The sequence below is a fragment of the Pseudomonas sp. MWU12-2319 genome (assembly GCF_023242525.1).
GTDB lineage: Bacteria > Pseudomonadota > Gammaproteobacteria > Pseudomonadales > Pseudomonadaceae > Aquipseudomonas > Aquipseudomonas gingeri_D.
Map to the genome: position 1 here is coordinate 134171 of NZ_JALJES010000014.1, position 21989 is coordinate 156159.

The window sequence follows — 21989 nt, forward strand, 5'->3', positions numbered from 1 at the left end:
CTTCACTCCCGATGGTCGTGGGTCTGGGTGATACAGCCTTGTTCCACGTGGAACAAAGCGACTGGCGTTTCCGTCTGCCAGCCTTCCCTCAATAATTCGTGGTCTACACAGGTGATAAACACCTGGCAGCGTAAGTCTTCCAGCAAGCGACAGAGTGCACGACGGTGTTGCTCGTCCAGCTCGGACGGCAGGTCATCCACCAGATAAATACACTGACCGCGCCGGGCCTGACTGACCAGGTGCCCCTGAGCAATGCGCAAGGCACAGACCACCAGTTTCTGCTGACCCCGGGACAATATGTCCGCGGCATTGTGTGCGCCCAATCGAAGACGCAAATCAGCTCGCTGTGGTCCGGCTTGGGTGTGACCCATTTGCTGGTCCCGGTGCAGGGAAGAGGCGAGCACGGCGCTCAGTTCCTTCTCTTTGTCCCAACCACGGTAATAGCTCAGCGTTAAGCCCTCGAGTTCGACTAGCTCGCTCAAGGTTTGCTCAAAGACTGGTTTCAAGACTTTGATGTAAGCGCGGCGGTATTCATCGATTTCGGCGCTGGCCAGGCACAGTTCCCGGTCCCAGGCCGCTTGCGAAGCGGCGTCAAGTGTACCATGCCGCAGCCATGAGTTCCGCTGCCGCAGGGCCTTCTGCAAGCGCTGCCAGGTCGACATGAAACGAGGTTCCACGTGGAACACACCCCAGTCGAGGAACTGGCGGCGGATCTTCGGGGCCCCTTCAAGCAGGCGGAAGCTGTCCGGGTTGATCAGTTGCAGTGGCAGGATTTCCGCCAGTTGCGCCGCGCTCTTGGCGTTCTGCCCGTCGATGCGGATCTGGAATTCGCCCTGGCGGTCCCGTGATATCCCCAACGCGCTGTGCCCGCCCTCGGCCAACTCCACCTGACCGAAGACCGTGCAGGCGAGTTGTTCGTACTGGATCACCGGTAGCAGACGGGTGCTGCGAAACGAGCGCGCGAGCCCGAGCAGATGCAGCGCTTCGAGCACGCTGGTTTTTCCGCTGCCGTTGGCGCCGTAAAGGATATTGATACGCGGGGAGGGGGAGAAGGTCACCGGCTGCAGATTACGCACCGCGGTGACCGAAACACGACTGAGGGACATCTAGCGTTGGCTGGACATGGGCAGGCGCGACACCGTTACAGGCGCATCGGCATGACGACGTAGGCGGAGTCGTCGTTGTCGGACTCCTGCACCAGCGCGCTGCTGTTGGAGTCGGACAGGATCAGACGCACCTGCTCGGTGGTCATCACGCCCAGCACGTCCAGCAGGTAGCTGACGTTGAAGCCGATCTCCAGCGAACCGCCGTTGTAGTCGACGCTGATTTCTTCTTCCGCTTCTTCCTGCTCAGGGTTGTTGGCCTGGATCTTCAACTGACCGCTGGCCAGTTGCAGACGGATACCACGGTACTTCTCGTTGGACAGGATCGCGGTACGGCTGAAGGCTTCACGCAGTGCCTGGCGATCGCCAAGGACCAGCTTGTCGCCGCCTTTTGGCAGAACACGCTCGTAGTCCGGGAACTTGCCGTCCACCAGCTTGGAGGTGAAGGTGAATTCGCCTGTGGTTGCACGGATGTGGTGCTGACCGAGAACGATGCTCACGTTGCCTTCCGGCTCGGTCAGCAGGCGGGCCAATTCGAGGATGCCTTTACGCGGCACGATCACCTGGTGGCGATCCGGCTGACCGATATCGGCCTGCATCGAGCACATGGCCAGACGGTGACCGTCGGTGGCCACGGCACGGATAATACCGGCCGATACTTCCAGCAGCATACCGTTGAGGTAGTAACGCACGTCCTGTTGGGCCATGGCGAAGCTGGTGCGTTCGATCAAGCGACGCAGCTTGCTCTGGGCGAGCTGGCAAGTCAGCGAGCCCGGGCCTTCCTCCACTGTCGGGAAATCGTTCGCCGGCAGGGTGGACAGGGTGAAGCGGCTACGGCCGGCTTTCACCACCAGCTTCTGCTCGTCGACCTTGATGTCGATCAGGGCGTCGTTGGGCAGGCTCTTGCAGATGTCCATCAGCTTGCGCGCCGGCACAGTGATTTCACCCGGTTCCGCTGGCTCTTCGAGTTGGACGCGACCGACCAGCTCGACTTCCAGGTCGGTACCGGTCAGCGACAGTTGCTGGCCTTCGACGACCAGCAACACATTGGAGAGCACCGGCAAGGTCTGGCGGCGCTCGACGACGCCTGCGACCAGTTGCAGGGGTTTCAACAGGGCTTCGCGTTGAATAGTGAAATGCATGGTCTAGTCCCTTGCCTTAATAAGCTGCGCTGGTGTCATCAAGTGGTCAGTGTTCGCAGCAGGTTCTTGTAGTCCTCGCGGATGTCCGCGTCGGATTCCTTAAGTTCGTTGATCTTGCGGCATGCATGCAAGACCGTAGTATGGTCGCGCCCGCCGAAGACATCACCAATTTCAGGCAAGCTGTGGTTGGTGAGTTCCTTGGACAAGGCCATGGCGACCTGGCGTGGACGTGCCACCGAGCGCGAACGGCGCTTGGACAGCAGGTCGGAAATCTTGATCTTGTAGTATTCGGCCACCGTGCGCTGAATGTTATCCACAGACACCAGCTTGTCTTGCAGCGCCAGCAGGTCTTTCAGCGATTCGCGGATCAGCTCGATGGTGATGTCGCGGCCCATGAAGTGCGAGTGAGCGATCACCCGCTTCAGCGCGCCTTCGAGTTCACGGACGTTGGAACGAATACGTTGGGCAATGAAGAACGCCGCGTCATGGGGCAGGTCGACTTTCGCCTGGTCGGCCTTCTTCATCAGGATCGCGACCCGGGTTTCCAGCTCCGGCGGCTCGACCGCCACGGTCAGGCCCCAGCCGAAGCGCGACTTCAGGCGCTCTTCCAGGCCTTCGATCTCTTTCGGATAACGGTCGCTGGTCAGGATCACCTGCTGACCGCCTTCAAGCAAGGCGTTGAAGGTGTGGAAAAACTCTTCCTGGGACCGTTCCTTGCGGGCGAAGAATTGAATGTCGTCGATCAGCAAGGCATCCACCGACCGGTAGAAGCGCTTGAACTCGTTGATGGCGTTGAGCTGCAAAGCCTTGACCATGTCCGCGACGAAACGCTCCGAATGCAGGTAGACCACCTTGGCATTCGGGTTCTTCTTTAATAGGTGGTTACCCACGGCGTGCATCAAGTGGGTCTTACCCAGGCCGACGCCGCCATAAAGGAAGAGCGGGTTGTAGCCGTGCTTGGGGTTATCCGCCACCTGCCAGGCCGCGGCCCGGGCCAATTGGTTGGACTTACCCTCGACGAAGTTCTCAAAGGTAAAGGTGCGGTTCAGGTAGCTGGTGTGCTTGAGCGCGCCTTCTACCTGGACAGTGCGCTGTTCGGCACGCACCGGGGCCTGTTGCGAACTGGCGCCGGCCATCGGATCGAAGCTGTCGCGGGACGGTTCCTGGCTGACCTCGACCGCCGTCTTCGGGGTCGGTGCCGGCTGCGCGGTCGGCGTGGCAGTCACCACAACGGGCGCCGGAGCACTGGCGGCCATGGCCTGGGAAGCCGCGGCGGCCAACGGGGCATTGGGCGCAGCACGCGGAGCGGAACTGCGCTTGCTGCCTATTAATAAGGAAAGCGCAGGCGCCAGGCCGTTGCCATGCTCGTTCAACAGTTCGAGCAAACGTCCCAGGTACTTTTCGTTGACCCAGTCGAGCACAAAACGGTTCGGTGCATAGACACGCAACTCGTCGCCTTCGGCTTCGACCTGTAGTGGACGGATCCAGGTGTTGAATTGCTGGGCAGGCAGCTCATCACGCAGAAGCTCCACGCACTGCTGCCAAAGTTCCACTGACACGGATATCCCCTAAGTTGAAAGCCGGTGAGGCAAAAACAAGCGGCCATTGTACCGGCAGGCCGAGCACTTATCCACATGTAGGTTGCAGGGACAACCTGAAGAATCAACCGCTTATCGGTGGACAAAGCGACCAATGGTATGTGCATAAGCTCTGTGGATAACCGCCCCTGAGGGCGTTGCACAAGTGGGGGCGAAAGTCTGTGGGTAACTGGCCTGTGGATAACATGGCATTCCACACACAGCTTATCCGACAGCGCGGCACAGGCGGAGCACCGCTTACCCACCCAGTTGTCATCCTCTGTACAGTAGGTGTTTCATGGCCTCAAGGTACTTATCCACAGATAATGGCCTCCTAAGCTTCTATAAGCTTTACAGAAAAGCTTTAAATAATTCCCTTCTTTATTCTTATATCTAGGTCATGGTGGGTACCAGGCAGATCGGGCCGAATATCTATATGAAGTAAAAGCTGGTTGGAAATTGACCTGCGGGCTTGCTTTCTCTAGAATCCCCGGTCTCTTAAAACGGGGGCCATTCCGGCCCGTTGTGACGAACCAGGTAGCAACGCCATGAAACGTACTTTCCAACCCAGCACTATCAAACGCGCCCGCACCCACGGCTTCCGTGCTCGCATGGCCACCAAAAACGGTCGTGCCGTCCTGTCGCGTCGCCGCGCCAAAGGCCGTGCTCGTCTGGCAGTTTGATAATCCGGCGCGGGTGGTGAGTCAGGACTTCAGTCGGGAAAAGCGTCTGCTTACTCCTCGGCATTTCAAGGCAGTCTTTGACTCCCCCACCGGCAAGGTTCCGGGGAAAAATCTCCTGCTCCTTGCGCGCAACAACGATCTGGATCATCCCCGTCTGGGGCTGGTTATCGGAAAAAAGAGCGTCAAGCTCTCCGTTGAGCGCAATCGCCTGAAACGTCTGATGCGCGAGTCGTTCCGACTGCACCAGGATTCACTGGTCGGCTGGGACATCGTTATCGTCGCGCGCAAAGGTCTGGGCGATATCGAAAACCCTGAATTGATCCAGCATTTCGGCAAACTCTGGAAACGCCTGGCCCGTACGGCGCCAGCGGTACCGGTAGTCAAAACCGAAACTGTGGGGGTAGACAGCCCAGATGCGTAAACTGGCCCTCGTTCCGATCCAGTTTTATCGCTATGCCATCAGTCCCTTGATGGCCAATCACTGTCGTTTCTACCCCAGTTGTTCTTGCTACGCGTATGAAGCCATCGAAACACATGGACTCCTGCGCGGTGGCTGGCTGACCGTTCGTCGCTTAGGTCGCTGTCATCCGTGGAATGCCGGTGGTTATGACCCGGTTCCACCAATCCCTACCTCCCGTTCTTCTTCGATGGCCGAGTAATCATGGATATCAAACGCACGATCCTGATCGTCGCCCTGGCAATCGTGACCTATGTCGGGGTCCTCAAATGGAACCAGGACTACGGTCAAGCTGCCCTGCCGACCCAGAATGTCGCTTCCAGCACCACCGTTCCCGGCTTGCCGGATTCGGTATCTGGCAACAAAACAAGCGCCAGTGATGACATTCCACGTGCAGCCAATGACACCAGTGCACCTGTTGAAGCACCGGTGGCTGCCAGCAACGACCTCATCCATATCAAAACGGATGTGCTCGACCTGGCTATCGATCCAAAAGGTGGGGATGTTGCCCAGCTGAAGCTGCCGCTTTATCCACGTCGTCAGGACCATCCGGAAATTCCTTTCCAGTTGTTCGACAACGGTGGCGAGCGTACCTACCTGGCACAGAGCGGCCTGATTGGCGCCAACGGCCCGGATGCAAGTTCGGCCGGTCGCCCGCTGTACGCTTCGGCACAGAAAAGTTATCAACTGGCTGACGGTCAGGACCAACTGTCCGTCGACCTGAAATTCAGCGAGAACGGTGTCAATTACATCAAGCGTTTCACCCTGAAACGCGGCCTGTATGACGTAACCGTGTCTTATCTGATCGACAACGAAAGCGCCCAGCCCTGGTCGGGTGCGATGTTTGCCCAGCTGAAACGTGACAACAGCGCCGATCCTTCCTCCAGCACCGCCACCGGCACCGCGACCTACCTGGGCGCCGCCCTGTGGACAAGTTCGGAGCCGTACAAAAAAGTGTCGATGAAAGATATCGACAAGGGCCAGCTGAAGGAAACCGTTCAAGGTGGCTGGGTTGCCTGGCTGCAACACTACTTCGTGACCGCCTGGATTCCGGCCAAGGGCGACAGCAATGTCGTGACCACCCGCAAGGATAGCCAAGGCAACTACATCATTGGCTACACCGGTCCTTCGCTGACCCTGGCCCCAGGCCAGAAAACCGAGACCAGCGCCATTCTGTACGCCGGCCCGAAAAGCCAGGCCGTGCTGAAACAGTTGTCCCCAGGTCTGGAATTGACGGTCGACTACGGCATCCTGTGGTTTATCGCCCAACCGATCTTCTGGTTGCTGCAACATATCCACAGCCTGCTGGGTAACTGGGGCTTCTCGATCATTGTCCTGACCATGCTGATCAAGGGTCTGTTCTTCCCATTGTCGGCGGCCAGCTACAAATCGATGGCGCGCATGCGTGCCGTGGCACCAAAACTGGCGGCACTGAAAGAGCAACATGGCGACGACCGGCAGAAAATGTCGCAAGCCATGATGGAGCTGTACAAGAAAGAGAAGATCAATCCACTGGGCGGCTGCCTGCCGATCCTGGTGCAGATGCCGGTTTTCCTTTCCCTGTACTGGGTGTTGCTGGAAAGCGTTGAAATGCGCCAGGCACCGTTCATCCTGTGGATTACCGACCTGTCGATCAAGGATCCGTTCTTCATCCTGCCGATCATCATGGGCGCAACCATGTTTATCCAGCAGCGTCTGAACCCGACTCCGCCGGATCCGATGCAGGCCAAGGTGATGAAGCTGATGCCGATCATCTTCACCTTCTTCTTCCTGTGGTTCCCTGCAGGTCTGGTGCTGTACTGGGTTGTGAACAACTGCCTGTCCATCACCCAACAGTGGTACATCACACGTAAGATCGAAGCGGCTACCAAGAAAGCCACTGCGTAACCTACTCTGTGGATAACCACTCAAAACGCCCCCTAGTGGGGCGTTTTGCTATCTGCCATTTCCTAGTGTCGAGACCTGCGTCATGAGCATTCCTCGGGAAACTATCGCTGCCGTTGCCACTGCCCAGGGCCGTGGCGGGGTCGGTATTGTCCGAATTTCCGGGCCTTTGGCGCACACCGCGGCGCTGGCCATCGCCGGTCGCGAGTTGAAACCGCGCTATGCCCACTACGGCCCGTTCCTGGATGGCAGCGGTGATGTGCTCGATGAAGGCATCGCGCTGTATTTCCCGGGTCCGAACTCCTTTACCGGTGAAGATGTGCTCGAGCTGCAGGGCCACGGTGGTCCGGTGGTCCTGGATATGCTGCTGCAACGTTGCCTGCAGCTGGGCTGTCGGTTGGCCCGGCCAGGTGAATTCAGCGAGCGGGCCTTTCTCAATGACAAACTCGACCTGGCCCAGGCCGAGGCGATTGCCGATCTGATCGAGGCCAGTTCCGCACAGGCAGCCCGCAATGCCCTGCGTTCATTGCAAGGCGCCTTTTCCATGCGTGTGCATAACCTCACCGAGCAACTGATCGGCCTGCGGATCTATGTGGAAGCGGCCATCGACTTTCCCGAGGAAGAAATCGACTTCCTTGCCGACGGTCATGTGCTGGCCTTGCTCGATGCGGTGCGCAACGAGTTATCCACAGTGATGCGTGAAGCCGGGCAGGGTGCCTTGTTGCGCGACGGCATGACGGTGGTGATTGCCGGCCGGCCGAATGCCGGAAAATCCAGCCTGCTCAATGCCCTGGCCGGACGCGAGGCGGCGATCGTCACCGAGATTGCCGGCACCACCCGCGATGTTCTGCGTGAACATATCCACATCGACGGCATGCCCCTGCACGTGGTGGATACCGCCGGTTTGCGGGATACCGACGACCAGGTGGAAAAAATTGGCGTGGAACGTGCGCTCAAGGCCATTGGCGAAGCCGATCGGGTTTTGCTGGTGGTGGACGCAACAGCACCGGAGGCTGTGGATCCTTTTGCCTTGTGGCCGGAATTCCTCGAACAGCGGCCTGATCCGGCCAAGGTGACCTTGATCCGCAACAAGGCTGACCTGAGTGGCGAGGCCATGGTGATGGAAGTCAGCGAAGATGGCCATGTCACCATCAGCTTGAGCGCCAAGGTCGGTGGCGAGGGACTGGAGCTGTTGCGCGAGCACCTCAAGGCCTGCATGGGTTATGAACAGACCTCCGAAAGCAGCTTCAGCGCTCGTCGCCGCCATCTGGAAGCCCTGCGGCATGCCAGCGCGGCCCTGGAGCACGGTCACGCACAGTTGACCTTGGCGGGTGCTGGCGAGCTGTTGGCCGAGGATCTGCGTCACGCTCAGCAGTTCCTCGGCGAGATTACTGGCGCATTCAGCTCGGATGACCTGTTGGGGCGGATCTTTTCCAGCTTCTGCATCGGTAAATAGTCTTACCTGCAGCAACCGTATCCCTTGTAGGAGCAGGGCTTGCCCGCGAAAGCGTTCCCGAGATCGCTAAAAGCTTCGCTGGCAAGCCATGCTCCTACAGGTTTCGTTGTGTTCCCAAGATCGAATGCCGCTACGTCAGGTATTGCGGCGCCCTAAGATCGCTCTCGCTCCTACATTTCTTTGCCGGCCGGATGATTCCAGATCGTTCCGGCGGCTTTCGGCTGCCTGGAATTTACCCCATCAGACGTTTTTCTGTGGATTAAGCCCTGTGAATAACCCCGCCTCAGCTCGGTTGATAACAAGGCCTGAAAACTGAGGATGAACCCGTCTGTGGATAACCACCGGTTTAATCCACAGGCTCAGGCCGGTTATCCCAAACCCTCGTGGCCAGATGACCACAGACTTTTGAATCTCTGTACACATTGATAAATAAGGCCTGTAGCACCTTATCCACAGAAAGGTTGCCCACTAAGAATAAACATAAAAACAAAGATCTTATAAATTTCTTTCTTTTTAATTTCTATTATCCGCCAGTCATCCACAGCTGGTTAAATTTTGTGCAAAGGGTTCTTTAGGAGGGGGGAAGTCCCTATACTTGACGACCTGGCTCAAAAAAGTGGGCCGACCCTATTCCTAATTACCTACTTGAAGCAGGCACGAGGTGCGTGGTGGATTTCCCTTCCCGTTTTGAAGTGATCGTCATCGGCGGCGGTCATGCCGGTACCGAGGCAGCACTGGCGTCCGCACGCATGGGGGCAAAAACCCTGCTGCTGACGCATAACGTGGAAACCCTCGGTGCCATGAGCTGCAACCCCGCGATCGGCGGGATTGGCAAAAGCCATCTGGTCAAGGAAATCGATGCCCTCGGCGGCGCGATGGCCATCGCCACCGATAAGGGCGGTATCCAGTTCCGTGTCTTGAACAGCCGCAAAGGCCCAGCCGTGCGCGCTACCCGCGCCCAGGCCGACCGCGTTCTGTACAAAGCGGCTGTACGCGAGATCCTGGAAAACCAGCCGAACCTGTGGATATTTCAACAGGCCGCTGACGACCTGATCGTCGAGCAGGACCAGGTTCGTGGTGTCGTCACCCAGATGGGCCTGCGTTTCTTCGCCGAATCCGTGGTTTTGACCACCGGGACCTTCCTCGGTGGACTTATCCACATCGGCATGCAGAACTATTCCGGTGGCCGTGCCGGCGACCCACCGTCGATTGCCCTGGCCCAACGTCTGCGGGAACTGCCATTGCGTGTCGGCCGCCTGAAAACCGGTACGCCACCGCGCATTGACGGTCGTTCCGTGGATTTCTCGGTGATGTCCGAACAACCTGGGGATACACCGATCCCGGTGATGTCGTTCATGGGCTCGAAAGAGCAGCATCCACGGCAGGTCAGTTGCTGGATTACCCACACCAACGCCCGCACCCACGAAATCATTGCTGCGAACCTCGATCGTTCGCCAATGTATTCCGGGGTGATCGAAGGCATCGGTCCGCGTTATTGCCCGTCCATCGAAGACAAGATCCATCGCTTTGCCGACAAGGAAAGCCATCAGGTCTTTATCGAACCCGAAGGCCTGACCACCCATGAGCTGTACCCGAACGGGATATCCACATCCCTGCCGTTCGACGTGCAGTTGCAGATCGTCCAATCGATCCGCGGCATGGAAAACGCCCATATCGTGCGTCCCGGTTATGCCATCGAATACGACTACTTCGATCCCCGTGACCTGAAGTACAGCCTGGAAACCAAGGTGATCGGCGGTCTGTTCTTCGCCGGGCAGATCAACGGCACCACCGGTTACGAAGAAGCCGGCGCCCAAGGTTTGCTCGCTGGGGCCAACGCCGCACTGCGCGCCCAGGGCAAGGACAGCTGGTGCCCGCGTCGCGACGAGGCGTATATCGGAGTGTTGGTCGACGACCTGATTACACTGGGTACCCAGGAACCGTATCGGATGTTTACCTCCCGCGCCGAATACCGGCTGATCCTGCGCGAAGACAACGCCGACCTGCGCCTGACCGAAAAAGGTCGCGAACTGGGTCTGGTGGATGACGTGCGCTGGGCGGCTTTCTGCAAGAAACGCGAAAGCATCGAGCTGGAAGAACAGCGCCTGAAAAGCACCTGGGTCCGCCCGGGCACCGAGCAGGGCGATGCCATTGCCGAGAAGTTCGGCACGCCGCTGACCCACGAATACAATTTGCTGAACCTGCTGAGCCGTCCGGAAATCGACTACGCTGGTCTGGTCGCCGTGACCGGGCAGGGCGCCGAGGATCCGCAAGTCGCCGAGCAGGTCGAGATCAAGACCAAATACGCCGGTTATATCGATCGCCAGCAGGACGAAATCGCTCGTCTGCGCGCCAGTGAAGACACCAAGCTGCCTGTGGATATCGAGTACACCGGTATTTCCGGGCTGTCCAAGGAGATCCAGAGCAAGCTCGGCGCAACCCGTCCGGAGACCCTGGGCCAGGCTTCGCGGATCCCCGGTGTGACGCCGGCGGCGATTTCCCTGTTGATGATTCACCTGAAAAAACGCGGCGCCGGCCGTCAGTTGGAGCAAAGCGCTTGAGTTCGTTGGTTACTTCGCAACACGCAGAAGAGTTATCCACAGGTGCCCGCCAGCTCGGCATCGAGTTGAGTGAAACCCAGCACGCCTTGCTGCTGGGTTATCTGGCCCTGTTGATCAAATGGAACCAGGCCTACAACCTCACCGCCGTTCGCGATCCCGACGAAATGGTCTCGCGCCATCTGCTCGACAGCCTGAGCGTGATGTCCTTCGTCGAAAACGGCCGCTGGCTCGATGTCGGCAGCGGCGGTGGGATGCCGGGGATCCCCCTGGCGATCCTGTTTCCCGATTCACAAGTGACCTGCCTGGACAGCAACGGCAAGAAAACCCGTTTCCTGACCCAGGTCAAACTCGAACTCAAACTGGATAACCTGCAAGTTATCCACAGCCGGGTCGAAGCCTTCCAGCCGCCGCAGCCGTTCAACGGGATCATTTCCCGGGCCTTCAGCAGCATGGAGAACTTCACCGGCTGGACTCGCCACCTCGGCGACGCTGATACACGCTGGTTGGCAATGAAGGGCGTCCATCCCGCCGATGAGCTGGTAGCATTGCCGGCAGACTTCCACCTCGATAGCGAACACGCCTTGGCCGTACCCGGTTGCCAAGGCCAACGCCATCTGCTGATACTGCGCCGCACGGCATGATTGGGAACACAAGCAAGAATGGCTAAGGTATTCGCGATAGCGAACCAGAAAGGTGGCGTGGGCAAGACCACCACCTGCATCAACCTCGCAGCATCCCTGGTCGCCACCAAGCGTCGGGTGCTGCTGATCGACCTCGATCCACAGGGCAACGCCACCATGGGTAGCGGTGTGGATAAGCACGGCCTGGAAAACTCCATCTACGATGTGCTGATCGGCGAATGCGACCTGGCCCAGGCCATGCACTTCTCCGAGCACGGCGGTTATCAACTGTTGCCGGCCAACCGCGACCTGACGGCGGCCGAAGTGGTGCTGCTGGAAATGCAGATGAAGGAAAGCCGTCTGCGCAACGCCCTGGCGCCGATTCGCGAGAATTACGACTTCATCCTCATCGACTGCCCGCCGTCGCTGTCGATGCTGACCCTCAATGCGCTGGTGGCCGCCGATGGGGTAATTATCCCCATGCAGTGCGAATACTTTGCCCTGGAAGGACTCAGCGACCTTGTGGATAACATCAAGCGCATCGCCGAGTTGCTCAACCCGGAGCTGAAAGTCGAAGGCTTGCTGCGGACCATGTACGACCCGCGTCTGAGTTTGATGAACGACGTTTCCGCACAGCTCAAGGAACATTTCGGTGATCAGCTGTACGACACCGTGATCCCGCGCAACATCCGTCTGGCCGAAGCTCCCAGCTACGGCATGCCAGCGCTGGCATACGACAAACAATCCCGTGGCGCCGTGGCCTACCTGGCCCTGGCGGGCGAGATGGTTCGTCGTCAACGCCGCCCTTCACGCACCGCAGCTCCGGCAACTTAAGGAATCCCCATGGCCGTCAAGAAACGAGGTCTCGGACGTGGACTGGATGCACTGCTGAGTGGTCCGACTGTCAGTTCGCTGGAAGAACAGGCCGTCCAGGCCGATCAACGGGAGTTGCAGCACCTGCCGCTGGACCTGATCCAGCGCGGCAAGTACCAGCCGCGCCGCGACATGGACCCCCAGGCACTGGAAGAACTGGCGCAGTCGATCAAGGCCCAGGGCGTGATGCAGCCGATCGTGGTACGCCCCGTCGGCGGCGGTCGCTTTGAAATCATTGCCGGCGAACGCCGCTGGCGCGCCAGCCAGCAGGCCGGGCAGGAAACTATTCCGGCCATGGTCCGCGATGTGCCGGACGAAACCGCCATCGCCATGGCGCTGATCGAGAACATCCAGCGCGAAGACCTCAACCCGATCGAGGAAGCCGTGGCCCTGCAGCGCTTGCAGCAGGAATTCCAGCTGACCCAGCAACAGGTTGCCGAAGCCGTGGGCAAGTCCCGCGTGACCGTGGCCAACTTGCTGCGCCTGATCGCGTTGCCGGAAGTGATCAAGACCATGTTGTCCCACGGTGACCTGGAAATGGGTCATGCCCGGGCCTTGCTCGGTTTGCCGGATGACCGGCAGGTCGAAGGGGCGCGACATGTTGTCGCACGGGGGCTCACGGTGCGCCAAACCGAGGCACTGGTTCGCCAGTGGCTGAGCGGCAAACAGGAGCCTGTCGAGCCCGCCAAGGTCGACCCGGACATCAGTCGCCTGGAACAGCGCCTGGCAGAGCGGCTGGGCTCTTCGGTGCAGATTCGCCACGGCCAGAAAGGAAAAGGCCAATTGGTGATTCGCTATAACTCCCTGGATGAACTACAAGGGGTACTCGCCCATATCCGCTAAATCTGCTGAAACATTTCCTCATGTAGCGAGCAGTCGGAAATCACTACCCGACAGTTGAATAGGGGCTGAACCGCCCCTATACTCTGCGCGCATTTTGTCGGCACAATTTATGCCAAGTTATTGATGGTTGGCAGCCGACCCTTGAGGAGCGTGAGTGATGGAAACCCGCAGGCCAAACAGGTTGCCGTTCCATCGCTTGGCGGTATTTCCGGTTTTGTTGGCCCAGTTTGTCGTTTTGCTGGTGGCCGCTGTGGCGCTTTGGCAATGGCGCGGTGTCGTTGCCGGATACTCAGGACTCTGCGGAGGCCTGATAGCCTTGCTCCCCAATGTGTATTTTGCTCACAGGGCCTTTCGGTTTTCCGGCGCCCGAGCAGCCCAGTCCATCGTCCGGTCTTTTTATGCCGGCGAGGCGGGTAAATTGATTTTGACGGCAGTGCTGTTTGCACTGACGTTCGCAGGTGTGAAGCCATTGGCGCCGATAGCAGTCTTCGGTGTCTTCGTGCTGACCCAGTCGGTCAGCTGGTTCGCACCCGTGCTAATGAAAACAAGACTTTCGAGACCTTAGGGCGTTTGAGGCAACCATGTCAGCAGAAACAACCGCTTCGGGCTATATCCAGCACCACCTGCAGAACCTGACCTTCGGTCAGCTCCCTACTGGCGGCTGGGGCTTTGCCCATTCCGCAGCAGAGGCCAAGGCCATGGGCTTCTGGGCATTCCACCTGGATACTCTGGGCTGGTCTGTCGCACTGGGCCTGATCTTCATCCTTCTTTTCCGCATGGCGGCGAAGAAAGCCACCTCCGGTCAACCCGGTGCCCTGCAGAACTTCGTCGAAGTCCTGGTCGAGTTCGTCGACGGCAGCGTGAAGGACAGCTTCCACGGCCGTAGCCCGGTGATTGCACCGCTGGCCCTGACCATCTTCGTCTGGGTGTTCCTGATGAACGCCGTCGACCTGATCCCGGTCGACTGGATTCCACACCTGGCGATGCTGATCACCGGTGACGAGCACATCCCGTTCCGCGCCGTGTCGACCACCGACCCGAACGCGACCCTGGGCATGGCCTTCTCGGTCTTCGCACTGATCATTTTCTACAGCATCAAGATCAAGGGCCTCGGCGGTTTCATCGGCGAACTGACCCTGCACCCGTTCGGCAGCAAGAACATCTTCGTTCAAGCCCTGCTGATCCCGGTGAACTTCCTGCTGGAATTCGTCACCCTGATCGCCAAGCCGATCTCGTTGGCCCTGCGACTGTTCGGCAACATGTATGCCGGCGAGCTGGTGTTCATCCTGATCGCCGTGATGTTCGGCAGCGGCCTGCTCTGGCTCAGCGGCCTGGGCGTGGTGCTGCAATGGGCGTGGGCGGTGTTCCACATCCTGATCATCACCCTGCAGGCGTTCATCTTCATGATGCTGACCATCGTCTACCTGTCGATGGCACACGAAGAAAACCATTAAGAGCCGTCTCGGCGGCTCTGATGTCCCCGGCGCTTCGGCGCGGGGTGGCCCCGCAAGGGGCCGCGAAACGATTTGTTTTACCGCTTTAAATTAAAAAAACCTAAACCATACGACGTAAAAGTCGGGAGGAAAGATGGAAACTGTAGTTGGTCTAACCGCTATCGCTGTTGCACTGTTGATCGGCCTGGGCGCACTGGGTACCGCAATTGGTTTCGGCCTGTTGGGCGGCAAGTTCCTGGAAGGCGCCGCGCGTCAGCCAGAAATGGTTCCAATGCTGCAAGTCAAAATGTTCATCGTCGCCGGCCTGCTCGACGCCGTGACCATGATCGGTGTCGGTATCGCTCTGTTCTTCACCTTCGCGAACCCCTTCGTCGGTCAACTCGCTCACTAATCACTCGGATTTTTCGAGTGTATTGGTGTGATGGACAACGAACGAGCGAGGTGTTGGCGTGAACATTAATGCGACCCTGATTGGCCAGTCCGTTGCGTTCCTCATTTTTGTACTGTTTTGCATGAAGTTCGTGTGGCCTCCGGTCATCGCGGCACTGCACGAACGTCAGAAGAAGATCGCGGACGGATTGGACGCTGCCAGCCGAGCAGCTCGCGACCTGGAGTTGGCCCAAGAGAAAGCGGGTCATCAACTGCGCGATGCTAAAGCTCAGGCAGCTGAAATCATTGAGCAAGCCAAGAAACGCGGTAACCAGATCGTCGACGAGGCCCGTGAACAGGCTCGTGTCGAAGCTGACCGTGTGAAGGCTCAGGCTCAGGCCGAGATCGAACAGGAACTCAACAGTGTCAAAGACGCGCTGCGCGCCCAATTGGGCAGCCTGGTGGTCGAAGGTGCTGGGAAGATCCTGGGCAAGTCAATCGATCAAAACGCGCACGCAGAGCTGGTTAAACAACTGGCTACTGAAATCTAAGCGAGGGCGATCATGGCAGAACTGACCACGTTGGCCCGACCTTACGCTAAGGCGGCCTTCGAGCACGCTCAGGCCCACCAGCAACTGGCCAATTGGTCAGCCATGCTCGGCCTGGCAGCAGCGGTGTCGGAAGACGACACCATGCAGCGCGTGCTCAAGGCCCCGCGACTGACGAGCGCAGAAAAGGCCACCACGTTCATTGACGTGTGTGGCGACAAGTTCGATGCCAAGGCACAGAATTTCATCCATGTCGTTGCTGAAAACGACCGTCTCCTGCTGTTGCCGGAGATCGCCGCTCTGTTCGACCTGTACAAGGCCGAACAAGAGAAATCGGTAGACGTGGAAGTCACCAGTGCTTTTGCATTGAACCAAGAACAGCAAGACAAACTCGCCAAGGTTCTCAGTGCACGACTCAATCGGGAAGTGCGCCTGCAAGTTGCGGAGGACGCCGCCCTGATTGGTGGCGTCGTGATCCGCGCCGGCGACCTGGTTATCGATGGCTCGGTTCGCGGCAAACTCGCGAGCCTGGCCGAAGCATTGAAATCTTGAGTTTGAAGGGGCAGCAGAGCAATGCAGCAACTCAATCCTTCCGAAATAAGTGAAATTATCAAGGGCCGCATCGACAAGCTCGATGTGACCTCCCAAGCCCGTAACGAAGGCACTGTCGTCAGCGTGTCTGACGGTATCGTGCGGATTCACGGTCTGGCCGACGTCATGTACGGCGAGATGATCGAGTTTCCGGGCGGCGTCTACGGTATGGCCCTCAACCTCGAGCAAGACTCCGTAGGTGCCGTGGTACTGGGCGCTTACACCAGTCTGGCTGAAGGCATGAGCGCCAAGTGCACCGGCCGCATCCTCGAAGTTCCGGTCGGTAAGGAACTGCTGGGTCGCGTTGTCGACGCTCTGGGTAACCCGGTTGATGGCAAAGGTCCGCTGAACAACACCGAGACCGACGCGGTCGAGAAAGTTGCTCCAGGCGTGATCTGGCGTAAGTCGGTAGACCAGCCTGTACAGACTGGCTACAAGGCTGTCGATGCCATGATCCCGGTCGGCCGTGGCCAGCGTGAGCTGATCATCGGTGACCGTCAGATCGGTAAAACCGCTCTGGCGATCGACGCGATCATCAACCAGAAAGACAGCGGCATTTTCTGCGTCTACGTGGCTATCGGTCAGAAACAATCGACCATCGCCAACGTGGTTCGCAAGCTGGAAGAAAACGGCGCCCTGGCTAACACGATCATCGTGGCGGCCAGTGCTTCGGAATCTCCTGCGCTGCAGTTCCTGGCACCGTACTCCGGTTGCACCATGGGCGAATACTTCCGCGACCGCGGTGAAGACGCGCTGATCGTTTATGACGATCTGTCCAAGCAAGCAGTGGCCTACCGCCAGATTTCCCTGCTGCTGCGCCGTCCACCAGGCCGTGAAGCCTACCCAGGCGACGTGTTCTATCTCCACTCCCGTCTGCTGGAGCGCGCATCCCGCGTTTCGGAAGAGTACGTCGAGAAGTTCACCAAGGGCGCAGTGACTGGCAAGACCGGTTCCCTGACCGCGCTGCCGATCATCGAAACCCAGGCTGGCGACGTTTCCGCGTTCGTTCCGACCAACGTGATTTCCATCACCGACGGTCAGATCTTCCTGGAATCGGCCATGTTCAACTCCGGGATCCGTCCTGCTGTGAACGCCGGTGTTTCGGTATCCCGCGTAGGTGGTGCCGCTCAGACCAAGATCATCAAGAAGCTGTCCGGTGGTATCCGTACCGCCCTGGCTCAGTACCGTGAACTGGCGGCATTCGCCCAGTTCGCTTCTGACCTGGACGAAGCGACCCGCAAGCAACTTGAACACGGTCAGCGCGTTACCGAGCTGATGAAGCAGAAGCAATACGCGCCAATGTCGATTGCCGACATGTCGCTGTCGCTGTATGCCGCTGAGCGTGGGTTCCTGACTGACGTCGAAATCGCCAAGGTCGGTAGCTTCGAACAAGCGCTGATTGCTTACTTCAACCGCGATCATGCCGACTTGTTGGCCAAGATCAACGTGAAGGGTGACTTCAATGACGAGATCGACGCTGGCCTGAAGGCTGGTATCGAGAAGTTCAAGGCCACCCAAACCTGGTAAGCCGCAGCGGGAGCCGCAAGGCTCCCGCTTGCTAACCTGATAGGTGTTACATGGCAGGCGCAAAAGAGATTCGCAGTAAGATTGCGAGCATCAAAAGCACGCAAAAGATTACCAGCGCCATGGAAAAAGTGGCGGTCAGCAAAATGCGCAAGGCACAAATGCGCATGGCTGCTAGCCGTCCTTATGCGGAGCGTATCCGCCAGGTAATTGGGCATCTGGCCAACGCCAACCCGGAATACCGCCACCCGTTCATGGTCGACCGCGCCGTCAAGCGCGTCGGCTATGTCGTGGTGAGCAGTGACCGTGGTCTGTGCGGTGGCTTGAACACCAACCTGTTCAAGGCCCTGGTCAAGGACATGGCGGTAAACCGCGAAAACGGCGTCGAGATTGATCTGTGTGTGGTCGGTAGCAAGGGTGCGGCATTCTTCCGCAACTTCGGCGGTAACGTCGTCGCCGCTATCAGCCACCTGGGTGAAGAGCCGTCGATCAACGATCTGATCGGCAGCGTCAAGGTGATGCTGGATGCCTACCTGGACGGCCGTATTGACCGCCTGTCCGTGGTGTCCAACAAGTTCATCAACACCATGACCCAGCAGCCTACAGTGGAGCAGTTGATTCCTCTGGTGGCGACCCCGGATCAAGAACTCAAGCACCACTGGGACTATCTCTACGAACCGGACGCCAAAGAGCTGCTTGACGGCCTGATGGTGCGTTACGTGGAGTCGCAGGTCTACCAGGCGGTGGTCGAGAACAACGCGGCTGAACAAGCGGCGCGGATGATCGCGATGAAGAACGCTACCGACAACGCCGGTGATTTGATCAGCGATTTGCAGCTGATCTACAACAAGGCGCGTCAGGCTGCGATCACCCAAGAGATCTCGGAAATCGTCGGCGGCGCTGCCGCGGTTTAACGGTTCAAATATTCAGAGGATCCAGCTATGAGTAGCGGACGTATCGTTCAAATCATCGGCGCCGTTATCGACGTGGAATTTCCACGCGACAGCGTACCGAGCATCTACAACGCGCTGAAAGTACAAGGCGCGGAAACCACCCTGGAAGTCCAGCAGCAGCTGGGCGACGGCGTGGTGCGTACCATTGCGATGGGTTCCACCGAAGGCTTGAAGCGCGGTCTGGACGTTGTCGACTCTGGCGCTGCCATCTCCGTACCGGTCGGTAAAGCGACCCTGGGCCGGATCATGGACGTCCTCGGCAACCCGATCGACGAAGCTGGCCCGATCGACACCGAAGAGCGCTGGGGCATTCACCGTCCCGCGCCTTCCTTCGCGGAACAAGCAGGCGGCAACGACCTGCTGGAAACTGGCATCAAGGTTATCGACCTGGTTTGCCCGTTCGCCAAGGGCGGTAAAGTCGGTCTGTTCGGTGGTGCCGGTGTCGGCAAGACCGTAAACATGATGGAACTGATCCGTAACATCGCCATCGAGCACAGCGGTTATTCCGTGTTCGCCGGTGTGGGTGAGCGTACCCGTGAGGGTAACGACTTCTACCACGAGATGAAGGACTCCAACGTTCTGGACAAAGTGGCACTGGTTTACGGTCAGATGAACGAGCCGCCGGGCAACCGTCTGCGCGTCGCCCTGACCGGCCTGACCATGGCCGAGAAGTTCCGTGACGAAGGTAACGACGTTCTGCTGTTCGTCGACAACATCTACCGTTACACCCTGGCCGGTACCGAAGTATCCGCACTGCTGGGCCGTATGCCTTCGGCAGTAGGTTACCAGCCGACCCTGGCTGAAGAGATGGGCGTGCTGCAAGAGCGCATCACTTCGACCAAGAACGGTTCGATTACCTCGATCCAGGCCGTCTACGTTCCCGCGGATGACTTGACCGACCCGTCGCCGGCGACCACCTTCGCCCACTTGGACGCCACCGTCGTACTGTCCCGTGACATCGCCTCCCTGGGTATCTACCCAGCGGTCGATCCACTGGACTCGACTTCGCGCCAGCTGGACCCGAACGTGATCGGCAACGAGCACTACGAAACCGCTCGCGGCGTTCAGTACGTGCTGCAGCGTTACAAAGAGCTGAAAGACATCATCGCGATCCTGGGTATGGACGAACTGTCGGAGACCGACAAGCAGTTGGTATCCCGCGCTCGTAAGATCCAGCGCTTCCTGTCGCAGCCGTTCTTCGTGGCTGAAGTCTTCACCGGTGCCTCGGGTAAATACGTTTCCCTGAAAGACACCATTGCTGGCTTCAAAGGCATCCTCAACGGTGACTACGACCACCTGCCAGAACAAGCGTTCTACATGGTTGGCGGCATCGAAGAAGCGATCGAGAAAGCCAAGAAACTGTAATCCCGGCGCCCGGCAACGGGCGCTAATTTAGGTTGAGGCAATCAGATGGCTATGACAGTCCATTGCGATATCGTCAGTGCGGAAGGGGAGATCTTCTCCGGCCTGGTCGAGATGGTGATTGCGCACGGTGCACTGGGTGATCTTGGTATCGCCTTGGGTCACGCGCCGCTGATCACTAATCTGAAACCGGGTCCGATCCGCCTGATCAAGCAAGGCGGGGAAGCCGAGGTGTTCTACATCTCCGGTGGTTTCCTCGAGGTTCAGCCGAACATGGTCAAGGTGCTTGCCGATACCGTGCAACGTGCTGCCGACCTGGATGAAGCCTCCGCTCAGGAAGCCGTCAAGGCTGCCGAGAAGGCCCTGCATGAACGTGGCGCGGAGTTCGATTATGGTTCCGCCGCCGCACGTCTGGCCGAGGCGTCAGCTCAGCTGCGCACCGTCCAGCAGATCCGCAAGAAGTTCGGCGGTTAAGCCAGGCTTGTTGTGTGATTGATTAAAAAGGGTAGCCTCGGCTACCCTTTTTTCTTTTCCGCGTTTATCACGTGGTCACAGTCGCTGACCACCCAGGATTGGTAGCCAGTCATGTCTCTCGAAATCGTTATCCTTGCCGCGGGTCAGGGCACCCGTATGCGCTCTTCGCTGCCTAAAGTGCTGCACCCGGTCGCGGGTAATTCGATGTTGGGACATGTTATCCACAGCGCCCGACAACTTGATCCACAGCGTATCCATGTGGTGATCGGCCATGGCGCCGACCTGGTGCGCGAGCGCCTGGCCGCCGATGACCTGAATTTTGTCCTCCAGGACCAGCAGCTTGGCACCGGCCATGCCGTGGCCCAGGCGGTGCCGTTTATCAGCGCCGACACTGTACTGATCCTCTACGGCGACGTGCCCTTGATCGAAGTCGAGACCTTGCGCCGTCTGCTGGCACAAGCCGGCCCCGAGCAGCTTGGGCTCTTGACGGTCGAGCTGGACAATCCGACCGGTTATGGCCGGATCGTGCGCGATGCCGCCGGCAAGGTCGCCGCCATCGTCGAGCAGAAGGACGCCAGCGCGGCGGAACTTGCCATCACCGAAGGCAACACCGGGATTCTCGCGGTGCCGGCCAAGCGTCTGGGTGAGTGGATGAGCCGCCTGTCGAACAACAATGCCCAGGGCGAGTACTACCTGACCGATGTGATTGCCATGGCGGTGGGTGATGGCCTGGCAGTCGCCACCGAGCAACCCCAGGATGCGATGGAAGTGCAGGGCGCCAACGACCGCCAGCAGTTGGCCGAGTTGGAACGTAACTACCAACTGCGCGCGGGTCGGCGGCTGATGGCCCAGGGCGTGACCCTGCGCGATCCGGCGCGCTTCGATGTGCGCGGCGAGGTGACGGTCGGGCGTGATGTGCTGATCGATATCAACGTGATTCTCGAAGGGCGGGTGGTGATCGAGGACGACGTGGTTATCGGCCCGAACTGCGTGATCAGGAACAGCACCCTGCGCAAGGGCGTGACCATCAAGGCCAACAGCCATATCGACGGTGCGATCATGGGCGAGGGCAGCGATGCCGGTCCGTTCGCGCGCCTGCGTCCGGGGAGCGTGCTCGACGCCCGGGCCCATGTGGGTAACTTTGTCGAACTGAAAAATGCGCACCTGGGTGAAGACGCCAAGTGCGGGCATCTGACCTACCTCGGCGATGCCGAAGTTGGTGCGCGGACCAATATCGGCGCCGGCACCATCACCTGTAACTATGACGGGGTCAACAAGCACAAGACGGTATTGGGCGAGGACGTCTTCATTGGTTCCAACAACTCGTTGGTGGCGCCTGTGGATATCTCTTCCGGCGCGAGCACGGCGGCGGGGTCGACCATCAACCTGAATGTCGGTGAAGGGCAGTTGGGCGTGGCCCGTGCCCGCCAGCGCAATATCGAAGGCTGGAAGCGCCCGGTGAAGATCAACAAGCCCTGAGTTATCCACAGCGACGGCGCAGGTTGATTTACCCAC

The 21989-nt window shown here is 58.9% G+C and carries 22 protein-coding genes; 19 read left to right on the forward strand and 3 right to left on the reverse strand.

Annotation, left to right across the window (positions count from 1 at the left end; translation table 11 throughout):
• Positions 1-2: 2 nt before the first annotated feature.
• The 3 genes from recF to dnaA are packed head-to-tail and all read right to left on the reverse strand — an operon-like array spanning position 3 to position 3804.
• Positions 3-1106, reverse strand: coding sequence for a DNA replication/repair protein RecF (gene recF / locus M5C01_RS22395; RefSeq protein WP_100939924.1), 1104 nt, complete (start codon positions 1104-1106; stop codon positions 3-5).
• 35 nt (positions 1107-1141) lie between these two features.
• Entirely contained in the window at positions 1142-2245 is a 1104-nt protein-coding gene (gene dnaN / locus M5C01_RS22400; protein ID WP_152736577.1) for a DNA polymerase III subunit beta, read from the reverse strand.
• A 38-nt stretch (positions 2246-2283) separates the two neighbouring features.
• A complete protein-coding gene (gene dnaA, locus M5C01_RS22405; protein ID WP_103497169.1) occupies positions 2284-3804 on the reverse strand; it encodes a chromosomal replication initiator protein DnaA in 1521 nt (506 codons plus the stop codon).
• A 566-nt stretch (positions 3805-4370) separates the two neighbouring features.
• Between dnaA and rpmH the strand changes: the two genes are divergently transcribed.
• From rpmH to glmU, 19 genes are all read left to right on the forward strand, one after another.
• Entirely contained in the window at positions 4371-4505 is a 135-nt protein-coding gene (rpmH, locus tag M5C01_RS22410; RefSeq protein ID WP_003213577.1) for a 50S ribosomal protein L34, read from the forward strand.
• Positions 4506-4518: 13 nt separating this feature from the next.
• The gene (gene rnpA, locus M5C01_RS22415) at positions 4519-4926 is read left to right on the forward strand and encodes a ribonuclease P protein component (RefSeq protein WP_178129707.1); all 408 of its coding nucleotides are present in this window, start codon (positions 4519-4521) and stop codon (positions 4924-4926) included.
• A complete protein-coding gene (yidD, locus tag M5C01_RS22420; RefSeq protein ID WP_100939920.1) occupies positions 4919-5164 on the forward strand; it encodes a membrane protein insertion efficiency factor YidD in 246 nt (81 codons plus the stop codon). Before rnpA ends, yidD begins: the two co-directional genes overlap by 8 nt.
• Positions 5165-5166: 2 nt before the next feature.
• Entirely contained in the window at positions 5167-6849 is a 1683-nt protein-coding gene (yidC, locus tag M5C01_RS22425; RefSeq protein ID WP_103497167.1) for a membrane protein insertase YidC, read from the forward strand.
• A gap of 82 nt (positions 6850-6931) precedes the next feature.
• Entirely contained in the window at positions 6932-8302 is a 1371-nt protein-coding gene (gene mnmE / locus M5C01_RS22430; RefSeq protein ID WP_152736578.1) for a tRNA uridine-5-carboxymethylaminomethyl(34) synthesis GTPase MnmE, read from the forward strand.
• Between the two features lie 668 nt (positions 8303-8970).
• On the forward strand, positions 8971-10863 hold the full coding sequence (gene mnmG, locus M5C01_RS22435; RefSeq protein WP_178129696.1) for a tRNA uridine-5-carboxymethylaminomethyl(34) synthesis enzyme MnmG: 1893 nt from the start codon (positions 8971-8973) through the stop codon (positions 10861-10863).
• On the forward strand, positions 10860-11504 hold the full coding sequence (gene rsmG / locus M5C01_RS22440; protein WP_103497165.1) for a 16S rRNA (guanine(527)-N(7))-methyltransferase RsmG: 645 nt from the start codon (positions 10860-10862) through the stop codon (positions 11502-11504). Before mnmG ends, rsmG begins: the two co-directional genes overlap by 4 nt.
• Positions 11505-11522: 18 nt before the next feature.
• Complete coding sequence (locus tag M5C01_RS22445) at positions 11523-12317, forward strand: ParA family protein (protein ID WP_103497164.1); 795 nt, start codon at positions 11523-11525, stop codon at positions 12315-12317.
• A 9-nt stretch (positions 12318-12326) separates the two neighbouring features.
• Positions 12327-13199 carry a ParB/RepB/Spo0J family partition protein gene (locus M5C01_RS22450; protein ID WP_103497163.1) on the forward strand — a complete coding sequence of 291 codons (873 nt, stop codon included), beginning with the start codon at positions 12327-12329 and terminating at the stop codon, positions 13197-13199.
• 157 nt (positions 13200-13356) lie between these two features.
• Entirely contained in the window at positions 13357-13764 is a 408-nt protein-coding gene (locus M5C01_RS22455; protein WP_103497162.1) for a F0F1 ATP synthase subunit I, read from the forward strand.
• A 16-nt stretch (positions 13765-13780) separates the two neighbouring features.
• Positions 13781-14653: a F0F1 ATP synthase subunit A gene (gene atpB, locus M5C01_RS22460; protein ID WP_103497161.1), complete on the forward strand. Its 873-nt coding sequence runs from the start codon at positions 13781-13783 to the stop codon at positions 14651-14653.
• Positions 14654-14786: 133 nt separating this feature from the next.
• A complete protein-coding gene (gene atpE, locus M5C01_RS22465) occupies positions 14787-15044 on the forward strand; it encodes a F0F1 ATP synthase subunit C (protein WP_019694395.1) in 258 nt (85 codons plus the stop codon).
• A gap of 58 nt (positions 15045-15102) precedes the next feature.
• A complete protein-coding gene (locus M5C01_RS22470) occupies positions 15103-15573 on the forward strand; it encodes a F0F1 ATP synthase subunit B (RefSeq protein WP_178129697.1) in 471 nt (156 codons plus the stop codon).
• Positions 15574-15585: 12 nt separating this feature from the next.
• Positions 15586-16122 carry a F0F1 ATP synthase subunit delta gene (locus M5C01_RS22475; protein ID WP_152736579.1) on the forward strand — a complete coding sequence of 179 codons (537 nt, stop codon included), beginning with the start codon at positions 15586-15588 and terminating at the stop codon, positions 16120-16122.
• A 21-nt stretch (positions 16123-16143) separates the two neighbouring features.
• On the forward strand, positions 16144-17688 hold the full coding sequence (atpA, locus tag M5C01_RS22480; RefSeq protein WP_100939909.1) for a F0F1 ATP synthase subunit alpha: 1545 nt from the start codon (positions 16144-16146) through the stop codon (positions 17686-17688).
• 50 nt (positions 17689-17738) lie between these two features.
• Positions 17739-18599 carry a F0F1 ATP synthase subunit gamma gene (gene atpG / locus M5C01_RS22485; RefSeq protein ID WP_152736580.1) on the forward strand — a complete coding sequence of 287 codons (861 nt, stop codon included), beginning with the start codon at positions 17739-17741 and terminating at the stop codon, positions 18597-18599.
• A 27-nt stretch (positions 18600-18626) separates the two neighbouring features.
• On the forward strand, positions 18627-20003 hold the full coding sequence (gene atpD, locus M5C01_RS22490; protein ID WP_100939907.1) for a F0F1 ATP synthase subunit beta: 1377 nt from the start codon (positions 18627-18629) through the stop codon (positions 20001-20003).
• 45 nt (positions 20004-20048) lie between these two features.
• The gene (locus M5C01_RS22495) at positions 20049-20474 is read left to right on the forward strand and encodes a F0F1 ATP synthase subunit epsilon (RefSeq protein WP_040071848.1); all 426 of its coding nucleotides are present in this window, start codon (positions 20049-20051) and stop codon (positions 20472-20474) included.
• A 111-nt stretch (positions 20475-20585) separates the two neighbouring features.
• The gene (gene glmU, locus M5C01_RS22500; RefSeq protein WP_152736581.1) at positions 20586-21953 is read left to right on the forward strand and encodes a bifunctional UDP-N-acetylglucosamine diphosphorylase/glucosamine-1-phosphate N-acetyltransferase GlmU; all 1368 of its coding nucleotides are present in this window, start codon (positions 20586-20588) and stop codon (positions 21951-21953) included.
• Positions 21954-21989: the final 36 nt, after the last annotated feature.